Raw genomic sequence first — 18459 nt, 5'->3', positions numbered from 1 at the left:
AGATGCTGTATCTCATCGCCGAGCATCTCGGGTTTCCCGGTCTGCTCAACCTGATCCGTTACCAGTCGTTTCGCGCCGGCGGGGCCGTCGCCACCGCGCTGCTGATCGGCCTGATCATCGGGCCGAAGTTCATCGGCTGGCTGCGCATCCGCCAGGGCAAGGGGCAGCCGATCCGCGCCGACGGACCGCAGACGCACCTGTCGAAGCGGGGGACGCCGACCATGGGTGGGCTGATGATCCTGACCAGCCTGACGCTGTCCACCCTGTTGTGGATGGACCTCGCGAACACATTCTTCTGGGCGTGTCTGGCGGTGACGCTGGGGTTCGGGGCGATCGGGTTCCTGGACGATTACGACAAGGTGCGAAAGGCGTCGACCGCCGGGGTGTCGGGCCGCACCCGGCTGTTGCTGGAGTTCCTGATCGCGGGGCTGGCGGCGGCGTTGATCACGTGGAAGGCGGGGACGCACCTGTACCTGCCGTTCACGACGCGCATGTACCTGGACCTGGGCTATGCCTATCCGTTCTTTGCGGCGTTCGTGATCGTGGCGTTCGGCAATTCGGTCAACCTGACCGACGGACTGGACGGCCTGGCCACCATGCCCGTCATCATCGCGTCCATTGCGCTGATGGTGATCGCCTATCTGGTCGGCAACGCGAAATTTGCCGCGTATCTGGGCATCCACCACGTGTTGGGCGCGGGCGACCTGACCATCCTGTGCGGGGCGATCGTCGGCGCGGGGCTGGCGTTCCTGTGGTTCAACGCGCCGCCGGCGGCGGTGTTCATGGGCGACACGGGCAGCCTGGCGCTGGGCGGCGCGCTGGGCACGATCGCGGTGGTCGCGCGGCACGAGATCGTGCTGGGCATCATCGGCGGCCTGTTCGTGGTGGAGGCGTTGTCCGTCATCATCCAGGTGTTCTTCTATAAACGGACCGGCAAGCGGGTGTTCCGCATGGCGCCGATCCATCACCATTTCGAGCAGCTGGGCTGGTCGGAGCCGACGGTGGTGATCCGGTTCTGGATCGTCGCCTTCGTGCTGATGCTGGCTGGCCTGTCGACGTTGAAGCTGCGGTGATCGTCGCGCGCGCCTGGAGGGGCCGGCGGTTTGCGGTGCTGGGTCTGGCGCGTTCGGGCGCGGCGACGGTGCAGGCGCTGGTCGCGGGCGGTGCCGAGGTGATGGCGTGGGACAGCGACTCCGGCCGGCGACAGGACGTCGCGGGCGTGACGATCGCGGACCTCGACACGCTGGACCTGGCGGGCTTCGATGCGCTGGTTGTGTCGCCCGGCGTGCCGCTGAACACGCATCCGCTGGCGGCGCGTGCGCGGGCGGCGGGTGTGCCGGTGATCGGCGACATCGAGCTGTTCGCGCACGCGCGCGCCGACCTGCCGCCGCACAAGGTGGTCGGCATCACCGGCACCAACGGCAAGTCGACGACCACCGCGCTGGTCACGCACATCTGCAAGGAAGCGGGCGTGCCGACGCTGATGGGCGGCAATATCGGCCTACCGATCCTGGCGCAGCAGCCGCTGCCGGAGGGCGGCGTCTATGTGCTGGAGCTGTCCAGTTACCAGATCGACCTGACGCAAAGCCTGGATTGCGACGTCGCGGTGCTGTTGAACGTGACGCCCGACCATCTCGATCGGTATGACGGTCTGGATGGCTATGCCGCCTCGAAAGCGCGGCTTTTCGCGATGCAGGCCGGGCCCCATGTCGCGGTGGTGGACCACCGGGCGGAGGCGGAGCATGACGTGCTGAGCGGCGCGGCGGACGGTCTGCCGATCCTGTTCATCGACGACGTGCCGCTGGACGGGCGGGCCGGTTGGCCGAGCCTGCAAGGCCCGCACAATCTGCACAATGCGCGCGCGGCGGTGGCGGCGTGCCGGGTGCTGGGCGTCGAGGATCGCGTGATCGACCGGGCCTTGCGCAGCTTTTCCGGGCTGCCGCACCGGATGGAGCGGGTCGCGACAATCGATGGCGTCACGTACATCAACGACAGCAAGGCGACCAATCCGGACAGCGCCGCACCGGCATTGGCGGCGTACCCGCGCGTCCACTGGATCGTCGGCGGACAGGCCAAGGGCAACGATCTGGACGCCTGTGCGCCCGCGTTCGGCCATGTGGTGCGCGCCTACACGATCGGCGAGGCGGGGCCGCGCTTCGCCGCGATCCTGAAGGACGAGGTGCCGGTGGAGGAAGCGGGAACGCTGGATGCGGCGGTCCGTCTCGCGGCGGCACAGGCGATTGCGGGCGACGTGGTGCTTTTGTCGCCGGCCTGTGCCAGCTTCGACCAGTTCCGCGATTTCGAGGATCGCGGGCGCGCGTTCCGGGCAGCGGTCGATGCGCTGGGCAAGGAGGTGGGGGCATGAACGCCGACGCTGGCATCAAGGACGCTGGCATCATCGCGAAGGTGAAGCGGCGCGGCGGCCGGGGCGATCGTTCGCCGCTAGGCACGTGGTTCTGGGACATCGACCGGATGCTGCTGCTGCTCACCCTGTTCCTGATCGCGATCGGGCTGGTGGCGGTGGCGGCGGCGTCGCCGGCGACGGCGGTCCGCTATTCGGGTGAGCATCACAAGCTGACCCCGCTATATTATTTCTGGCGCCAGTTGATGTGGGTCGGCGTGTCGTTGCCGGTGATGATCGGCGTCTCGATGCTGCCCGTGCCGACCGCGCGCCGCTTTGCGCTGGTGGGCGCGGCGGTGTTCGTCGCGCTGCTCGCGCTCACGCCGGTGCTGGGCGTGCAGGTCAACGGGGCGAAGCGGTGGCTGGGCGGCGGTTTCGCGCAGTTCCAGCCGTCGGAGTTCCTGAAACCGCTGTTCATCGTGTCGATCGCGTGGCTGCTGTCGCTGAAGGCCAAGGACGAGGAATTGCCCACGGTGCTGATCACCGGCGCGATGACCGCGCTGGTGGCGGGCATCCTGATGATGCAGCCCGATTTCGGTCAGACGGTGATCTTCTGCACCGTGTGGATGGCGCTGCTGATGATCGCGGGCACGCCGACGCGGGTGCTGGTCGGGCTGATCGCGTGCGTGCCGGCGGGGCTGGTCGCGGCGTATCTGTTCTACGGCACCGCACGGGCGCGGATCGATGCGTTCCTGTTCCCCGACCTGGAGGGGGAGGGCGCCGCCGACCATTTTCAAGTCAATGCGGCGCACCGCACGCTGACCGCCGGTGGCTGGACGGGGACCGGACCGGGCGCGGGCAGCGCCAAGTTCGGGCTGCCCGAGGCGCATACGGATTACATCTTCTCGGTCATCGGCGAGGAGTTCGGGCTGATCGCCTGTTCGGTGGTGGCGCTGGTGTTCCTGGCGATCGTGGTGCGGGTGTTCGTGAAGCTGTTGGACGAACATGACGAGTTCAAGCTGCTGGCCGCGTCCGGGCTGGCGGTGCAGTTCGGCGCGCAGGCGCTGGTGTCGATGGCGGTGAACACGGGGCTGGCGCCATCGAAGGGCATGACGCTGCCCTTTATCAGCTATGGCGGGTCGTCGATGATCGCGCTGTCGGTGGGCATGGGGCTGTTGCTCGCCTTTACCCGGCGCAATCCCTTCCTGACGCGCAGCCCCTATGTGGTGAAATGGGGAACGGCATGACGGCCAAGCACTTCGTTCTGGCGGCGGGCGGCACGGGGGGGCACATGGTCCCCGCCGCTGCTCTGGCGGCCGAGCTGACGCGGCGCGGGCACCGCGTGGCGCTAATCACCGACCCGCGCGGCAGCCGCTTTCCGGAACTGTTCGACGGCATCCAGACGCATGTGCTGCCGGCTGGGCGGTTCCAGGCGAAGCGGCCGGCGGGCTGGTTGCCGGCGGCGCGTGAGATGTGGCGGGGCCGCGCGCTGGCGCGACAGCTGTACCGCACGTTCAAGCCGGCGGCGGTGATCGGGTTCGGCGGCTATCCGGCGTTCCCGGCGCTGCTCGCCGCCTTTGCGCAGGACATCCCGACTGCGGTTCACGAACAGAATGCGGTGCTGGGCCGGGTCAACCGGCTGGTCGCGGGCCAGGTGCAGGCGATCGCCACCAGCTATGACAAGACGGAGCGGCTGTCCTCGCGCTTCGCGGACAAGGTGCATCTGGTCGGCAACCCGGTGCGTGAGGCGGTGCTGGCGCTGCGCACCCGCGCCTATCCGCTGCTGGAGGAGGACGGCATCTTTCGCGTGCTGGTCACCGGCGGCAGTCAGGGCGCGTCGATCCTGTCGAAGGTTGTGCCCGATGGCTTGGCCATGCTGCCCGTGCAGTTCCGGCGGCGTTTGCAGGTGACGCATCAGGCGAGGATCGAGGATATCGATGCCGCGCGCGCCCAATACGCGGAGCATCAGATCGCCGCCGATTTGGCCACATACCTCCCCGACATGCCCGAACAGCTCGCTTGGGCGCATCTGGTGATCGGACGCGCGGGTGCGTCGACCATCGCGGAGCTGACGGCGGCGGGGCGGCCCGCGATCCTGGTGCCGCTGCCCGGTGCGACCGACGACCACCAGACCGCCAATGCGCGGGAGATCACGCGCGTGGGCGGTGCGCGGACCATCGCGCAATCTGAATTCACCGCCGTGGAACTGGCCAAGCAGATGCAGAAACTGGGCCTCGATCCCGCCGCGCTGGAGAATGCCGCGGGTCGTGCGAAGAGCGTCGGACGGCCAAATGCGGTCGGCGACTTGGCCGATTTGGTTGAAAGCCTCGACGCGCCGCTGGTGCGCCTGCCGGTCGGTGCGCCTGCCAAGCCGAAGGCCGCCTTCGCATGAGGGGTGTCGCGACGGATATCGGCACGATCCACTTCGTCGGGATCGGCGGCATCGGCATGTCCGGCATCGCCGAGGTGATGAAGAACCTGGGCTATAGCGTGCAGGGTTCCGACGTGGCGGAGGGCTATGTCGTCCAGGGGCTGCGCGATCGCGGCATCACGGTGACGATCGGCCACGCGGCGGCCAACATCGCGGACGCGGCGGTGGTGGTGGTGTCGACCGCGATTGTTCGATCGAATCCGGAGGTCGAGGCGGCGCTGGAGAAGCGTATTCCCGTGGTGCGCCGCGCGGAGATGCTGGCCGAACTGATGCGCCTGAAATCGACCGTTGCGGTCGCGGGCACGCACGGCAAGACGACGACGACGTCGATGGTCGCCGCGCTGCTGGATGCGGGCGGGGTGGATCCGACCGTCATCAACGGCGGGATCATCAACAGCTACGGTTCCAACGCGCGCCTGGGTGCAAGCGACTGGATGGTGGTGGAGGCCGACGAGAGCGACGGCAGCTTCCTGCGCCTGGACGGCACGATCGCGGTCGTCACCAACATCGATCCCGAACATCTGGACCATTACGGGTCCTTCGACGCGGCGAAGGACGCTTATGTCGAGTTCGTGGAGAATGTGCCCTTCTACGGGGCGGCGGTCATGTGCCTCGACCATCCGGAGGTGCAGGGCATCCTGCCGCGCATCCGCGACCGCCGCGTCGTCACCTACGGCTTTTCGGCGCAGGCGGACGTGCGCGGCGCCAATGTGCAGCCGATGCCGGGCGGCAACCGGTTCGACTGTGTGGTGCGCGAACGCGACGGCGGTACCCGGCTGATCGAGGGTGTGGAGCTGCCCATGGCGGGTCGGCATAACGTGCAGAACGCGCTGGCGGCGATCGGCGTGGCGTTGGAACTGGGGATCGACGACGCGACGATCGCGCGCGGTTTTCACGCGTTCGACGGCGTGAAGCGGCGCTTCACCCGCGTGGGCGAGGTGGCCGGCGCGACGATCATCGACGATTACGGGCACCATCCGGTGGAGATCCGCGCGGTTCTGGCCGCCGCGCGCGAGAGCGTGTCCGGCGGCAGCACCGGCCGCGTGATCGCGGTGGTGCAGCCGCATCGCTATTCCCGCCTGGGCAATTTGATGGAGGAGTTCCAGAGCGCCTTCAACGACGCCGACAAGGTGATCGTCACGCCCGTCTATGCCGCTGGCGAGGCGCCGGTCGCGGGCGTGGATGCGGCGGCTTTGGTCGAGGGATTGAAGCGGCGCGGGCACCGGTCGGCGTGCACGGTGGCGGATGCGGGGGAACTGGCCGACGAACTGTCGACGCTGATCCGGGCGGGCGATATGGTGGTGTGCCTGGGCGCGGGCGACATCACCAAATGGGCCGGTGGTCTGGCCGATGCGATTGCCGGGCGACGGGTGGAGGCGGCATGATCGCGGTCACGGCCCCTGCAGCGGCGCCGGGTGACATGCCGACGGTGCGTGGCCGGCTGACCCCGAACGCGCCGCTGGCGACGCTGGTCTGGTTCAAGTCGGGCGGCACGGCCGAGTGGCTGTTCGAGCCGGCTGATGCCGAGGACCTGAGCGCTTTCCTGGGCGCGCTCGACCCGGCAGTGCCGGTCATGGCGCTGGGTTTGGGGTCGAACCTGATCGTGCGCGACGGCGGCGTGGCCGGCGTGGTGATCCGGCTGGGCAAGCCGTTCGCGAAGGTCGAATGCCCGGAGCCGACGATCCTGCGCTGCGGCGGCGGGGCGAGCGGCATCCTGGTGTCCTCCACCGCGCGCGACCGTGGCATCGCGGGGCTGGAGTTCCTGCGCTCCATTCCGGGCACCGTGGGCGGGTTCGTGCGGATGAACGGCGGCGCGTACGGGCGCGAGACGAGCGACGTGCTGGTCGAGTGCGAGGTGATCCTGCGGTCCGGCGAGCGGCGGGTGCTGCCGGCGACGGCGCTGGGCTACACCTATCGGCACAGCGACCTGCCGGACGGCGCGGTCGTGATCGCCGCCACCTTTCGCGGCCATCCGGGCGAGCCGGCGGTGATCGGCGCGGAGATGGACCGGATCGCCGCCGAGCGAGAGGCGTCGCAGCCGTTGCGGTCGAAGACCGGCGGGTCGACGTTCAAGAACCCGGACGGGCACAAGGCCTGGGCGCTGGTCGATGCCGCCGGATGTCGCGGGCTGACGCATGGCGGTGCGCAGGTGTCGGAAAAACATTGCAACTTCCTGCTCAATTTGGGCAACGCGACGAGCGGGGACATCGAGGCGCTGGGAGAAGACGTGCGGAGCCGGGTCAAGGCACAGTCGGGCGTGACGCTGGAATGGGAAATCCAGCGGGTCGGGCGTTCGGCATGACCGCGCCGCTGCATATCGTCGTGCTGATGGGCGGCTGGTCGGGCGAGCGGCCGGTGTCGCTGCAATCCGGCGCGGGCGTGGCCGACGCGCTGGAGTCGCTGGGACACCGCGTCACCCGGATCGACATGGACCGCGATGTCGCCGCACGACTGGCGGAGGCGAAGCCCGATCTGGTATTCAACGCGCTGCACGGATCGCCGGGAGAGGACGGCACGGTGCAGGGGATGATGGACCTGATGGGCCTGCGCTACACGCACAGCGGGCTCGCCACGTCGGTGATCGCGGTGGACAAGGTGCTGACCAAGCAGACGCTGGTCCCCAACGGCATTCCGATGCCCGGCGGGCGCGTGGTGAAGTCGGCGGATCTGTTCGAGGGCGATCCGCTCGCGCGCCCTTATGTGGTGAAGCCCGTCAACGAGGGGTCATCGCTGGGCGTGGCGATCGTCACGGCGGACGGCAATTACGGCATGCCCATCGGCCGCGATGTGGCGGGGCCGTGGCAGGAGTTCGATGAGCTGCTGGCCGAACCCTATGTACGCGGGCGGGAGCTGACCACGGCGGTGCTGGCCGGCGCGGAAGGCCCCCGCGCGATGGGCGTGACCGAACTGCGGCCGAAGTCCGGCTGGTACAATTTTGACGCGAAATACACCGATGGGATGACGGAGCATGTCTATCCGGCCGCGATTCCCGACGAGATCACGGACGCGTGCAACCGGCTCGCGCTGGAGGCGCATCGCCTGCTCGGGTGCAAGGGGTGCAGCCGCAGCGATTTCCGCTGGGACGACGAGCGCGGCGTCGACGGGCTGTTCCTGCTGGAGGTGAACACCCAACCCGGCATGACGCCGCTGAGCCTAGTGCCCGAACAGGCGCGGCACAACGGCATGAGCTATCCCGCGCTGGTGCAGGCGATCGTTGACGAGGCGCTGCGCGATGCGGCGGTCGGGGCGGGTCCGCCATGAGCCGCACGATCCGCCGCGGCCCACCGCCGAAGCGCCCGGCACCGCGCCGCAAGGTGCCGGTCAAGCAGGTATCGGTGATGGACCGGCTGATCGGTGCGTTGCCGGTCGGCGAGGATACGCTGCGCCGCATCGTGACGTGGACGATCACGGGCATCGGCGGCGTGGCGGTGCTGGGCGCGGCGGTCTGGGCCGGCGTGCCCGGCATGATCGGCGGTGCGCTGGCCGAGGGGGCCGGCCGCGCCGGGTTCCGCGTCGAGCAGATCGACATCGTCGGGCTGAAGCGGATGGACCGCGACACGGTGTATGCGCTGGCGTTGCAGGGGCACAAGGATCAGGCGATCTTCGCCATCGACCTGGCCGAGGTGCGCCAGAGCCTGCTCCGCTATGGCTGGGTCGCGGACGCGCATGTGTCACGGCGACTGCCCAACACGCTGCTGATCGGCATCACCGAACGCACGCCCGCGGCAGTGTGGCAGGACCGCGGCCAGCTGACGCTGATCGATGAGACGGGGCAGTTGCTCGATCCGGTCAATCCGGCGGCGATGCCGGACCTGCCGCTGGTCATCGGACCCGGCGCGGATCGGCAGGAGGTCGCCTATCAGGCGTTGCTGGCCGCTGCGCCCGCGCTGAAACCGCGCATCCGGGCGGCGACATGGGTCGGCAACCGGCGCTGGGACCTGACGTTCGAATCGGGCGAAACGCTGAAGCTGCCCGAAGAGGGCTCGGCGGCGGCACTGGTGCAGTTCGCGGAAAAGGATGGTGCGCATCCACTGCTCGGGCGCGGCTGGCTGAGCTTCGACATGCGCGATCCGGTCAAGCTGGTCGCGCGGCGGCCGGGCGCGAGCATGGCGCACCGGTTGCAGGACGACGGCGCACCCGCGCCGACGGCCGAGGAAAAGAGCGCCGGCCGAGCGGGCGACGATAAGGCGGGCAATTCCAGCGGTCCGGCGGCGCAGGCCGTTGCAAGCACGAGTGGGGGAGAAGGCTGATGGCAAAGGCGGCACCCGAGGGCCTGATCACGGCGCTCGACATCGGATCGTCCAAGGTTTCGGCGATGATCGCGCAAAAGGGCGATGGCGGCGAACTGATCGTGCTGGGCACGGGCCAGCGCGAGAGCCGGGGCGTCAAGGGCGGCTACATCGCCGACATGGGCGCGACGGAAGCCGCCGTGCGCGAGGCGGTGGAACAGGCGGAGCGGATCGCGGGCCTGAACATCGAGGACGTGTGGGTCGGCTTTTCCGCCGGCGGACTGGTCAGCGACGTGGCGGAGGTGGAGTTCGAGCTGGGCGGCCACCGGGTCGAACAGGCGGATATCGACGCGCTGCTGGCGGCGGGGCGCAACTCCATCGATCCGCAGGGGCGCATGGTGCTGCATGCGCAGCCTGCCTTGTACACGCTGGACGGGCTGACCGGGGTGAAGAAGCCGCTGGGCCTCCACGCGGATCGGCTGGGCGTGCACATCCATGTCGTCGCGGCGGACGGCTCGCCGGTGCGCAACCTGGACCTATGCGTTCGGTCGGCCCATCTGGAGGTGAAGACGATCATCGCTTCCCCGGTCGCGACCGGCCTGGCGTGCCTGTCCGAAGAGGAGCGGGAACTGGGCGTGGCGCTGGTGGAGATGGGGGCAGGCATCACCAACGTGTCGCTGTTCGCGGGCGGCATGCTGGTCGGGTTGACCTCCATCCAGATGGGCGCGGCCGACATCACCGACGACATCGCATCCGCGTTCGGCACCCGCCGTTCTGAGGCGGAGCGGATGAAATGCTTCCACGGGTCGGCCAACGCGTCACCGCGCGACAATCATGACATGATCCCGGTGGTGCCGGTCGGCAGCGAGGACGATGCGCACGGCCATACCCAGATCACGAAGGCGGCGCTGATCGGCGTGATCCGCCAGCGGCTGGAGCATCAGATGGGCGAGGTGCGCAAGGCGCTGGCGCAGCTGAAGTTCGAGGGGCCGGTGGGTCGCCAGGTGGTGCTGACCGGTGGCGGTGCGGAGTTGAAGGGGATCGCCGACTATGCGCAGCAGGCGTTGGGTCGCTCGGTGCGCGTCGGCCGTCCGCGTGGGCTGACGGCGCTGCCCGATGCGCATGCGGGGCCGGCGTTCGCCACGCTGGCGGGGCTCGCCTTCTACGCGGCGGCCAATCCGGTCGACCTGCGCGCGATCGCGCCGGTCGGGCACACCGCCGTTCATCGGCCAAAGGGTATGGGCGTGTTCCGCAAGCTGATGCAGGCGGCGAGGGCGAACTATTGATTCGATGGGGCGGCGCGCGTTTTCGGGTGAAACATCGCGCAGGCTAAGCTACGACGGTTAACTGGGCCCCCGACCTGACCCGGGGTTTGGGCGGAAGGACACGAACAAGATGAGCATCGAATTCATTGCGCCGGATGTGGATGAACTGACCCCGCGCATCTCCGTGATCGGCGTCGGTGGCGCGGGCGGCAACGCCATCGCCAACATGATGCGCGCGGACGTGCAGGGCGTGGACTTCCTTGTCGCGAACACCGACGCGCAGGCGTTGAAGCAGTCGATCGCGCCGCACCGGGTGCAGCTCGGCTCCAAGATCACGCAGGGCCTGGGCGCGGGTGCCCGGCCGGAGATCGGCCGCGCCGCCGCCGAGGAAACGATCGACCAGCTCGCCAAGCAGCTGGAGGGCAGCCACATGGTGTTCATCGCCGCCGGCATGGGCGGCGGCACGGGCACCGGCGCGGCCCCGGTGATCGCCAAGGCGGCGCGCGACATGGGCATCCTGACGGTCGGTGTCGTGACCAAGCCGTTCAGCTTCGAGGGTAATCGCCGGTCCAAGGCCGCCGATCAGGGCATCGAAGAGCTGCAGAAGTATGTCGACACGCTGATCGTCATCCCGAACCAGAACCTGTTCCTGATCGCGAACGCCAACACCACCTTCAAGGAAGCGTTCGCGATGGCGGACGAGGTGCTGCAGCAGGGCGTGCGCGGGATCACCGACCTGATGGTCATGCCCGGCCTCATCAACCTGGACTTCGCCGACGTGCGGTCGGTGATGCAGGAAATGGGCAAGGCGATGATGGGCACCGGCGAGGCCGAGGGCGACAACCGCGCGCTGGAAGCGGCGCAGAAGGCGATCGCGAACCCGCTGCTCGACGGCGTGTCGATGCAGGGGGCAAAGGGCGTCATCATCTCCATCACCGGCGGCGACGACATGCGCCTGCTGGAAGTGGACGAGGCGGCGAACCATATTCGCGAACTGGTCGATCCGGACGCGAACATCATCTGGGGTTCGGCCTTCAACCCGGAGCTGGAAGGGCGCATCCGCGTGTCCGTGGTCGCCACCGGCATTGAGGCCGAAGCGCGTCCGCAGGCGTCGCAGCAGGCCGCCCAGCCGGAGCCGACGACCACGCGCGGCTTCAGCTTCGGCCTGGGCCGCAAGCCCGACGAGGCGGCATCGTACCGGCCGAGCGGTGCCACGCAGGCACAGCCCGGCCAGCCTCAGGCCTCTGCATCGCAGCCGAATCCGGCCACTTCGCAACAGGCGGATGGGCGTGACGCGCAGGCGGAGCCGCTCGACCTCGGTGCGTCCGAGCCGCATGGCGACGAGCCTGTGGCGGATGCGGAGGAGCTGGTGCTGGGTGCGGATGCGGTCGTGGAGGCGCCCGCCGCGCCGACACCGCCAGCCCCCGCCGCGCCGGCCCGTGCGCCCTCCCCGACCATCTCCGCCCGCGCACCGGTGCAGGCGCAGCGGCCCCCCGTCCAGCCGAGCGTCACCGCCCGGCCGGCGGCTCAGCCCGCTGCCGCCCAGCCTGCCGCTGCCCAGCCCTCCGCTGCGAAGCCGGTGTCGGACGACGCCAACGCGCGGCGTCGCTGGCTGGCCCCCGGCAGCGACGGTGAGGCGGACGCCGCGCCGGCAGCACCTCGCGTGAAGCTGGGCGGAACGCTGTTCGAGCGGATGAGCAATGCCGCCCGCGGCGCGCAGAAGGACGAGGCGGAGGGCGATGGTCAGCCGCCGCTCGACATTCCGCGTTTCCTGCACCGCCAGAACAACCAGTGAGACGTCCGTCCCGCGCCGGCCCGTCGCCGGCGCGGGACGGTTCGTCGTGCCGGAACAGGTCGGGACATTGCCGGTTCACCCGCGATGTGGCTTAGTCCGACCCTTGCTCATGCGATCCTTGATCCCCTCCTCCCTGGCGCTGGCCACGGTGCTTTTGTGCAGTCCCGCCGTCGCGCGCGGGCAAGCGGTGGTGCAGCCCCTGCCGGGCTCCACCGATGCCGATCGGCTGGCCGACACGATGCGCCGGCTGGCGGTCAGCCCCAACAATGTCGAGGCGTTGCTCGACGCGGGCGAGTTGTCGTTGAAGATCGACGATCTCAGCGGCGCGGCGTCGCTGTTCGCGCGCGCGGACAAGGTCGATCCGCGCAGCGCACGGGCGAAGGCGGGAATGGCCACCATCCTGGTCCGCGCGGAGCGGCCCGGCGAGGCGCTGCGCTATTTCCAGCAAGCCGAGGCATTCGGGATCGCGCCGTCGCGCATCGCGGCGGATCGGGGATTGGCCTATGATCTGGTCGGTCAGCAGGACCGGGCACAGCGGGACTATCGGCTGGCCCTGAAGTCCGGGGCGGACGACGAAACGACACGCCGCTACGCGCTGTCGCTGGGTATTTCGGGTCGCAAGGACGAGGCGCTGGCGGTGCTGGAGCCGCTGGTGCGCAAGTCGGATCGCGGAGCGTGGCGCGCGCGGGCGTTCATCCTGGCGATGAACGGCGACGTGCGTGGCGGGTCGACCATCGCCACCACCATGATGCCGCCGGGCATGGCGCAAGGATTGCAGCCGTTTTTGCAGCGGTTGCCGATGCTGGGCGCGGTGGACCGGGCCTTTGCCGTCCATTTCGGCGAGGTGCGCGCGACGCCCGAGCGGCTGGCCGATGCGCGCCTGACACCAGCGCTGGCCCCCTTGGCGCCCGAGCCGCAGGAGCCTGTCGCGCTTGCTGCGAACCAGGTCGTCGCGCCCGTGGCGACGCGGCCGGATCGGCGCTCGACACGCGAGTCGCGGCGGCGCGGCGGCCGGACGGAAGTGGCATCGGCGGTTGCCGGCAATGCGCAAAACGCAGTGGTCCCGCCGGTCAGCGGCACGCTGTATGCCGCGGCCCCGACGACGCAGCCTGTCTATGTGCAGCCGCTTCCCTCCAGCGAGGCGGATCGCCGCGCCAACGCACGCGCGGGCGTGGCGCGCAGACCGGCCGCTGGCGTCGTTTTGGCGGCCACAAGTACGCAGTCGCCGCCGATCGCGCAGCCGACGACCTCCGTCACGCCGGTGGGCGCGGCGCCCGTGGCGGTTGCCCCCGTGCAGGTTGGGTCGGTTCAGCCTGTTCCAACATCGGTTGCGGGCGTAGCACCAAGCAGCGTTTCGTCGACTGGTGGCTCGGCCCAGGCGGTCGGTACGGCGCTTCCTTCGCCCGCGCCGACGATCACGACTACGAATGTCGCGGCCGTGCCCTCCGTTCCGGTTACTGGCGCGGCGCCGAGTGTGGTGCAGCCGGTTGGCGGCGCCACGGTTGCCAGCGTTGGTTCGGGTTCGGCAACAGTGCCCGCCGACGCCAGCGTTGCGGTGGTGCAGCCCGCCGGTCCCGGCGGATCGACGGTGCAACCCGGCTTCGTGACCGCGGGTGCTGCGGCCGATGCCGGCTCGGTCGGAACCCCGCCGCCGCCGGTGCGGCCGGCGCAGGACGCGGTTCTGGCGCGCATTATCGCCAACCTGTCCATCCCTGCGTCCGAGCTGGGCGTCGAAGCGCCGGTTCGTCGACCGCGCCTGCCGAGCGCCGGTGTCGCGGAGGCGAAGGCCAAGGCGGACGAGGACAGTGCCGACCGTCGCGAGGCCGTGGAAAAGATCGCCGCGGCCGACAAGGAAGTCGTGCCGGCATCGTCGCCCTCGACGCGCCGGGCAGTCGTTCGTCGGGGAACGCCCGTCGCGGCCGCAGAGGGACAGGATGTCGAGACCGGCCGGTCCGCCACCACAGGAAGGCGCCGGGCGGCGGGAACTGTGGACACCGCTGACGAGGCAGGGTCCGGGACCGGTCGTTCCGCGACGCCCGGTCGACGGCGAACGGCCGGAGCCGCGGCGAATGCTGACGAGGCGGAGGGCGCATCCAGCCGTTCGGCCGGGGCTGGCCGCCGGGGGGCTCGCACCGCAGACGCCGACAGCGATCGTCCAAGCGCCACTGCGCGCAAACGCGGTGCGGCTTCGCAGCGTGCGGCTGCCGACGAGGCGGATGACGCCGCCGACACGCCGGTGAAGGGCGGCAAAGCGACTGCGCGGCGGGAGGCGACTGCGCGGAAGTCTCCGGCCGAGCGTCGCGCCGCGGCTGCCAAGGACGCCGCCACCGCCAAGGAGGCAGCGGAAAAGAAGGCCGCCAAGGCTGAGCCGGAGCGGATCTGGGTTCAGGTCGCGACCGGCGCCCGCCAGGGCGATCTGGCCAAGGCGTGGTCCGGTGTGCGGACCAAGGCGCCCGACACGTTCAAGGGGCGCAGCGGCTACACCACGCCCCTTCGCGCGACCAACCGCGTGGTGACGGGACCGTTCAAGACGCAGGAAGAGGCGCAGGCGTTCGTCAATGGCCTGGCGAAGAAGGGGGTGTCCGCGTCCACCTTCACCAGCGATGCGGGACAGAAGCTGTCCAAGCTGCCCGCGACGAAATGATCGCACGCGCGTCCTGGGCGGCCGACCCGGCGCACAGCCGGGGCCGCCTCCATGCGGAAGGCGCGGCCACCGACCGCGGCCCGCGCGACGCGTTCCAGCGTGATCGCGACCGGATCATCCATTCGATCAGCTTCCGCCGCCTGCGCCACAAGACGCAGGTGTTCCTGGCCCCAGATGGCGATCACTTCCGCGTGCGGCTGACCCATAGCCTGGAAGTGGCGCAGATCGGGCGGACGATCGCGCGGACGCTGGGCCTGAACGAGGATTTGACAGAGGCGTTGTGCCTGGCGCACGACATCGGCCACCCGCCGTTCGGCCATGCCGGCGAGGATGCGCTGAAGGCGGCGCTGGAGGGGCGCGGCGGCTTCGATCATAACGGCCATACGCTGCGGACGCTGACCGCGATGGAGCGACCCTATCCGCGCTGGGCGGGACTGAACCTGACGTGGGAGACGCTGGAGGGACTGGCCAAACACAACGGGCCGGTGCGGCGTCCGGGATGGGCGCTGGCGGAGGCGGATGCGGAATTCCCCCTAGACCTCGGCAGCTGGTCGTCGCTGGAGGCGCAGGTCGCGGCGCTGGCCGACGACATCGCATATGATAATCACGACATCGACGACGGGTTGCGCGCGGGATTGCTGACCCTGGATCAATTGCTGGCTGTGCCGCTGGTCGCGGAGGGCTGGGCGGGGGTGTGCGCGCGGTTCCCGGACGTGCCGCGGGACCGATTGATCGGGGAGCTGGTACGCGGCCAGATCGGTGCGATGGTCAACGACCTGATCGCCGAGACGCGTGCGCGTCTCTCCTCCAGCGGCGTGGAAAGCGTCGACGATGTACGTCAGGCAGGCCGGGCGCTGGTCGGCTTTTCCGACGCGATGCGGGGTGCGGAGCGGGACCTGAAGCGGTTCATGTACGCCAACCTCTATCACCACCCCCGGCAGCTGGAGGCGGCCGACGCTGCGAACCGCGTCATCGCGGGATTGTTCGCCGCCTATGCCGCCGATCCCGGCGCGCTGCCGCCTGAGTGGAGCGAGCGCCTGCCGGTCGGGGAGCCATGGCGCAGCCGCCACATCGCCGACTTTATCGCAGGCATGACGGATCGGTTCGCGGTCTCGCGGTACAGGGCAGTCGTTGGCCCGATCGACCTGCCCGAAGGGTTCTGACCAGACGCGGCGCTGTCCCTGTTACGCTCAAGCAGCGCGCCGCTTTGCGCAAGCGCGGCGCATCGTTTAGGGCGCGGCGGCTATGACCCTGTACACCCGCTTTGCCGCGCATCTGGATGCCGCACTCGACGACCTGACGCTGGCCGGGACGCTGCCCGGCGGCCTGGACCGCAAGAACGTCACGGTGGAGCCGCCGCGCGATGCGAGCCATGGCGACCTGGCCACCAACGCCGCGATGGTGCTGGCGAAGCCGGCGGGGACCAATCCGCGCGCGCTGGCCGAGGCGCTGTCGGCGGAGCTGCGCAAGCTGCCCGAGGTGGCGGAGGTCACGGTGGCCGGTCCCGGCTTCATCAATTTGCGGCTGACCGACGATACCTGGCGCGACGAACTGGCGACGATCCTGCGCGACGCGGATGCCTATGGCCGGTCCGCGGCGGGTGAGGGGACCAGCGTCAACGTCGAATATGTCTCCGCCAACCCGACCGGGCCCATGCACATGGGGCATTGCCGCGGCGCGGTGGTGGGGGATGCGCTGGCCAGCCTGCTGGAATTCGCCGGGCACCGGGTGACGCGCGAATACTACGTCAACGACGCGGGTGGTCAGGTCGACGTGCTCGCCCGCTCAGCACACCTGCGGTACCGCGAGGCGCTGGGCGAGGCGATCGGTGCGATCCCGGAAGGGCTGTATCCGGGCGACTATCTGGTGCCGGTGGGGCAGGCCCTGGCCGAGGAGTTCGGCGACTGCTTCGTCGCTGCGCCGGAGGAGGAGTGGCTGTCGCTGTTCCGCACCCGCACCGTGGCCGCGATGATGGGGATGATCCGCGAGGATCTGGCGCTCTTGGGCATCCACCACGATCTGTTCGCATCGGAGGCGGAGTTGCAGGCCGCGGGCAAGCCGGCAGCGGCCGAGGCGGAGCTGCGCGCGCGCGGGCTGGTCTATGACGGCGTGCTGGACGCGCCCAAGGGGGAGGTTCCCGACGACTGGGAGCCGGTGGAGCTGCCGCTGTTCCGGTCCACCGCCTTTGGCGACGACCAGGATCGGCCGATCAAGAAGTCGAATGGTCAATGGACCTATTTCGGTGCCGATCTCGCCTATCACTACCAAAAGGCGCAAGGGTCGGACCAGCTGATCGACATCTGGGGCGCCGACCATGCGGGCACGGTGAAGCGGATCATGGCGGCGGTCGCGGCGCTGACCGACGGCAAGACGCGGTTCGACGTCAAGCTGGTGCAGATGGTCCGCCTGTTGCGCGGTGGCGAGCCGGTGAAAATGTCGAAGCGCGCCGGCAACTTCGTGACGCTGGCCGATGTGGTGCGTGAAGTGGGCAAGGACGTGGTCCGCTTCACCATGCTGACGCGGCGTGCCGATGCGCAGATGGATTTCGACTTCGCCAAGGTGGTGGAGGCGTCGAAGGACAACCCGGTCTTCTACGTCCAATATGCCCATGCACGGATCGCATCGCTGGGCAGGCGTGCCGAGGCGGCGGGGATCGCGATCGATGCCGGCGTGCCCGACCTGTCCCGCCTTGATACGGAGGAACTGGAGCTGGTGAAGTTCGCCGCACAGTTCCCGCGCACCGTGGAGACGGCGGCGGCGGCGCGCGAACCGCACAGAATTGCGTTCTACCTCTATGACTTGGCGGCTGCCTTCCACGCCCTGTGGAACGTCGGCAACGACCGTCCGGACCGCCGCTTCCTGCAGGAGGACGACCACGCGGTCAGCGCGGCGCGTCTGTTCTTGGCGAATGCGGTGGCGCAGATTATCCGCAACGGACTCGGCATCATGGGGGTCGAGGCGGTTTCGGAGATGAAGTGATGGCCGATCACATCGACCTGCGTGACGAGGACCGGCTTCCCTGGTTGGAAACGGTGGAGCCGGACCAGCCGCATGGCCCGCCGATGGGTCGTGTGATCGCGTTCGTGCTGCTGGGCTTGGTCGTGTTGGCGGGCATCGTGTACGCCGTCTACGCGCTGCAACGCGGGCAGGCGACGCCTGACGGACAACTGATTGCAGCGCAGGAGGGCGACTACAAGGTGCGCCCGACCGACACGGGCGGCATGAAGGTGAAGGGGGAGGGTGACGCCGCCATCGCGACCAGCGCGGGCAAGAACGGCGGCACCGGCGCGATCGACCTGAACGCGGTTCCCGAAGTCCCTGTGGAGGGCAAGCGGGCGGTGTCTGCACCCGCCAAGCCGGAGGCGACCGCCGGATCGACCGCGGTGGCGAAAGTTCCCTCGCGCGCCGGCAAGCTGGTGGCGGCGGTGCCGGTCGGCGAAACGCGCGGCAACGCTGCCGCCCCGACCGCCAGCGGATCGCTTGTCCAGCTCGGCGCTTATCCGACGGAGGCGGCGGCGAACGCGGCGTGGACCAGCTATTCCAAGCGGTTCGCCTATCTCGCGCCCCTGGGCAAGTCGGTGCAGCCGGTGGCGACCGGTGGCCGCACCCTGTTTCGGCTGCGCGTCAACGCTGGCAGCACCAACCAGGCATCCGAACTGTGCGGCCGCCTGCGCGTCGCCGGAGAGTCGTGCTTCGTCGCAAGCTGAGCCGCGCGGACAGCGACTGCTCGCACCGTCGGCGCAAAGCGGCTAGG

Annotated in this window: 14 protein-coding genes; all 14 read left to right on the top strand. The window is 69.5% G+C overall.

Annotated features, from left to right (window positions below):
• The first annotated feature begins 2 nt into the window (after positions 1–2).
• The 14 genes from mraY (at position 3) to BMX37_RS12265 (ending at position 18412) form a co-directional block, all read left to right on the top strand.
• Positions 3–1073, top strand: a complete 1071-nt coding sequence (gene mraY, locus BMX37_RS12330; RefSeq protein ID WP_093666059.1) for a phospho-N-acetylmuramoyl-pentapeptide-transferase — start codon at positions 3–5, stop codon at positions 1071–1073.
• Positions 1070–2365: a UDP-N-acetylmuramoyl-L-alanine--D-glutamate ligase gene (gene murD, locus BMX37_RS12325; protein ID WP_093666058.1), complete on the top strand. Its 1296-nt coding sequence runs from the start codon at positions 1070–1072 to the stop codon at positions 2363–2365. Before mraY ends, murD begins: the two co-directional genes overlap by 4 nt.
• On the top strand, positions 2362–3588 hold the full coding sequence (locus BMX37_RS12320; RefSeq protein WP_093666057.1) for an FtsW/RodA/SpoVE family cell cycle protein: 1227 nt from the start codon (positions 2362–2364) through the stop codon (positions 3586–3588). Before murD ends, BMX37_RS12320 begins: the two co-directional genes overlap by 4 nt.
• On the top strand, positions 3585–4733 hold the full coding sequence (gene murG, locus BMX37_RS12315) for an undecaprenyldiphospho-muramoylpentapeptide beta-N-acetylglucosaminyltransferase (RefSeq protein WP_170841961.1): 1149 nt from the start codon (positions 3585–3587) through the stop codon (positions 4731–4733). The genes BMX37_RS12320 and murG overlap by 4 nt, the downstream gene beginning before the upstream one ends.
• Positions 4730–6157 carry a UDP-N-acetylmuramate--L-alanine ligase gene (gene murC, locus BMX37_RS12310; RefSeq protein WP_093666055.1) on the top strand — a complete coding sequence of 476 codons (1428 nt, stop codon included), beginning with the start codon at positions 4730–4732 and terminating at the stop codon, positions 6155–6157. Before murG ends, murC begins: the two co-directional genes overlap by 4 nt.
• Positions 6154–7074: a UDP-N-acetylmuramate dehydrogenase gene (murB, locus tag BMX37_RS12305; protein WP_244501560.1), complete on the top strand. Its 921-nt coding sequence runs from the start codon at positions 6154–6156 to the stop codon at positions 7072–7074. The genes murC and murB overlap by 4 nt, the downstream gene beginning before the upstream one ends.
• Positions 7071–8033, top strand: a complete 963-nt coding sequence (locus tag BMX37_RS12300; protein WP_170841960.1) for a D-alanine--D-alanine ligase — start codon at positions 7071–7073, stop codon at positions 8031–8033. Before murB ends, BMX37_RS12300 begins: the two co-directional genes overlap by 4 nt.
• Positions 8030–9022 (top strand): cell division protein FtsQ/DivIB, encoded by a 993-nt coding sequence (locus BMX37_RS12295; protein ID WP_093666054.1) that lies wholly within the window; start codon positions 8030–8032, stop codon positions 9020–9022. The genes BMX37_RS12300 and BMX37_RS12295 overlap by 4 nt, the downstream gene beginning before the upstream one ends.
• Entirely contained in the window at positions 9022–10287 is a 1266-nt protein-coding gene (gene ftsA / locus BMX37_RS12290) for a cell division protein FtsA (RefSeq protein WP_093666053.1), read from the top strand. The genes BMX37_RS12295 and ftsA overlap by 1 nt, the downstream gene beginning before the upstream one ends.
• A gap of 109 nt (positions 10288–10396) precedes the next feature.
• Positions 10397–12061, top strand: a complete 1665-nt coding sequence (gene ftsZ / locus BMX37_RS12285) for a cell division protein FtsZ (RefSeq protein ID WP_093666052.1) — start codon at positions 10397–10399, stop codon at positions 12059–12061.
• Between the two features lie 118 nt (positions 12062–12179).
• Entirely contained in the window at positions 12180–14705 is a 2526-nt protein-coding gene (locus BMX37_RS12280; protein WP_170841959.1) for an SPOR domain-containing protein, read from the top strand.
• A complete protein-coding gene (locus tag BMX37_RS12275; RefSeq protein ID WP_093666051.1) occupies positions 14702–15868 on the top strand; it encodes a deoxyguanosinetriphosphate triphosphohydrolase in 1167 nt (388 codons plus the stop codon). Before BMX37_RS12280 ends, BMX37_RS12275 begins: the two co-directional genes overlap by 4 nt.
• Positions 15869–15950: 82 nt before the next feature.
• On the top strand, positions 15951–17684 hold the full coding sequence (gene argS / locus BMX37_RS12270; protein WP_093666050.1) for an arginine--tRNA ligase: 1734 nt from the start codon (positions 15951–15953) through the stop codon (positions 17682–17684).
• Positions 17684–18412: an SPOR domain-containing protein gene (locus tag BMX37_RS12265; protein ID WP_093666049.1), complete on the top strand. Its 729-nt coding sequence runs from the start codon at positions 17684–17686 to the stop codon at positions 18410–18412. Before argS ends, BMX37_RS12265 begins: the two co-directional genes overlap by 1 nt.
• Positions 18413–18459 lie beyond the last annotated feature (47 nt).

The organism is Sphingomonas gellani (assembly GCF_900110035.1).
GTDB lineage: Bacteria > Pseudomonadota > Alphaproteobacteria > Sphingomonadales > Sphingomonadaceae > Sphingomonas > Sphingomonas gellani.
The sequence above is the reverse complement of the archived record's forward strand: the minus strand, read 5'-3'. Positions and strand labels throughout refer to the sequence as shown.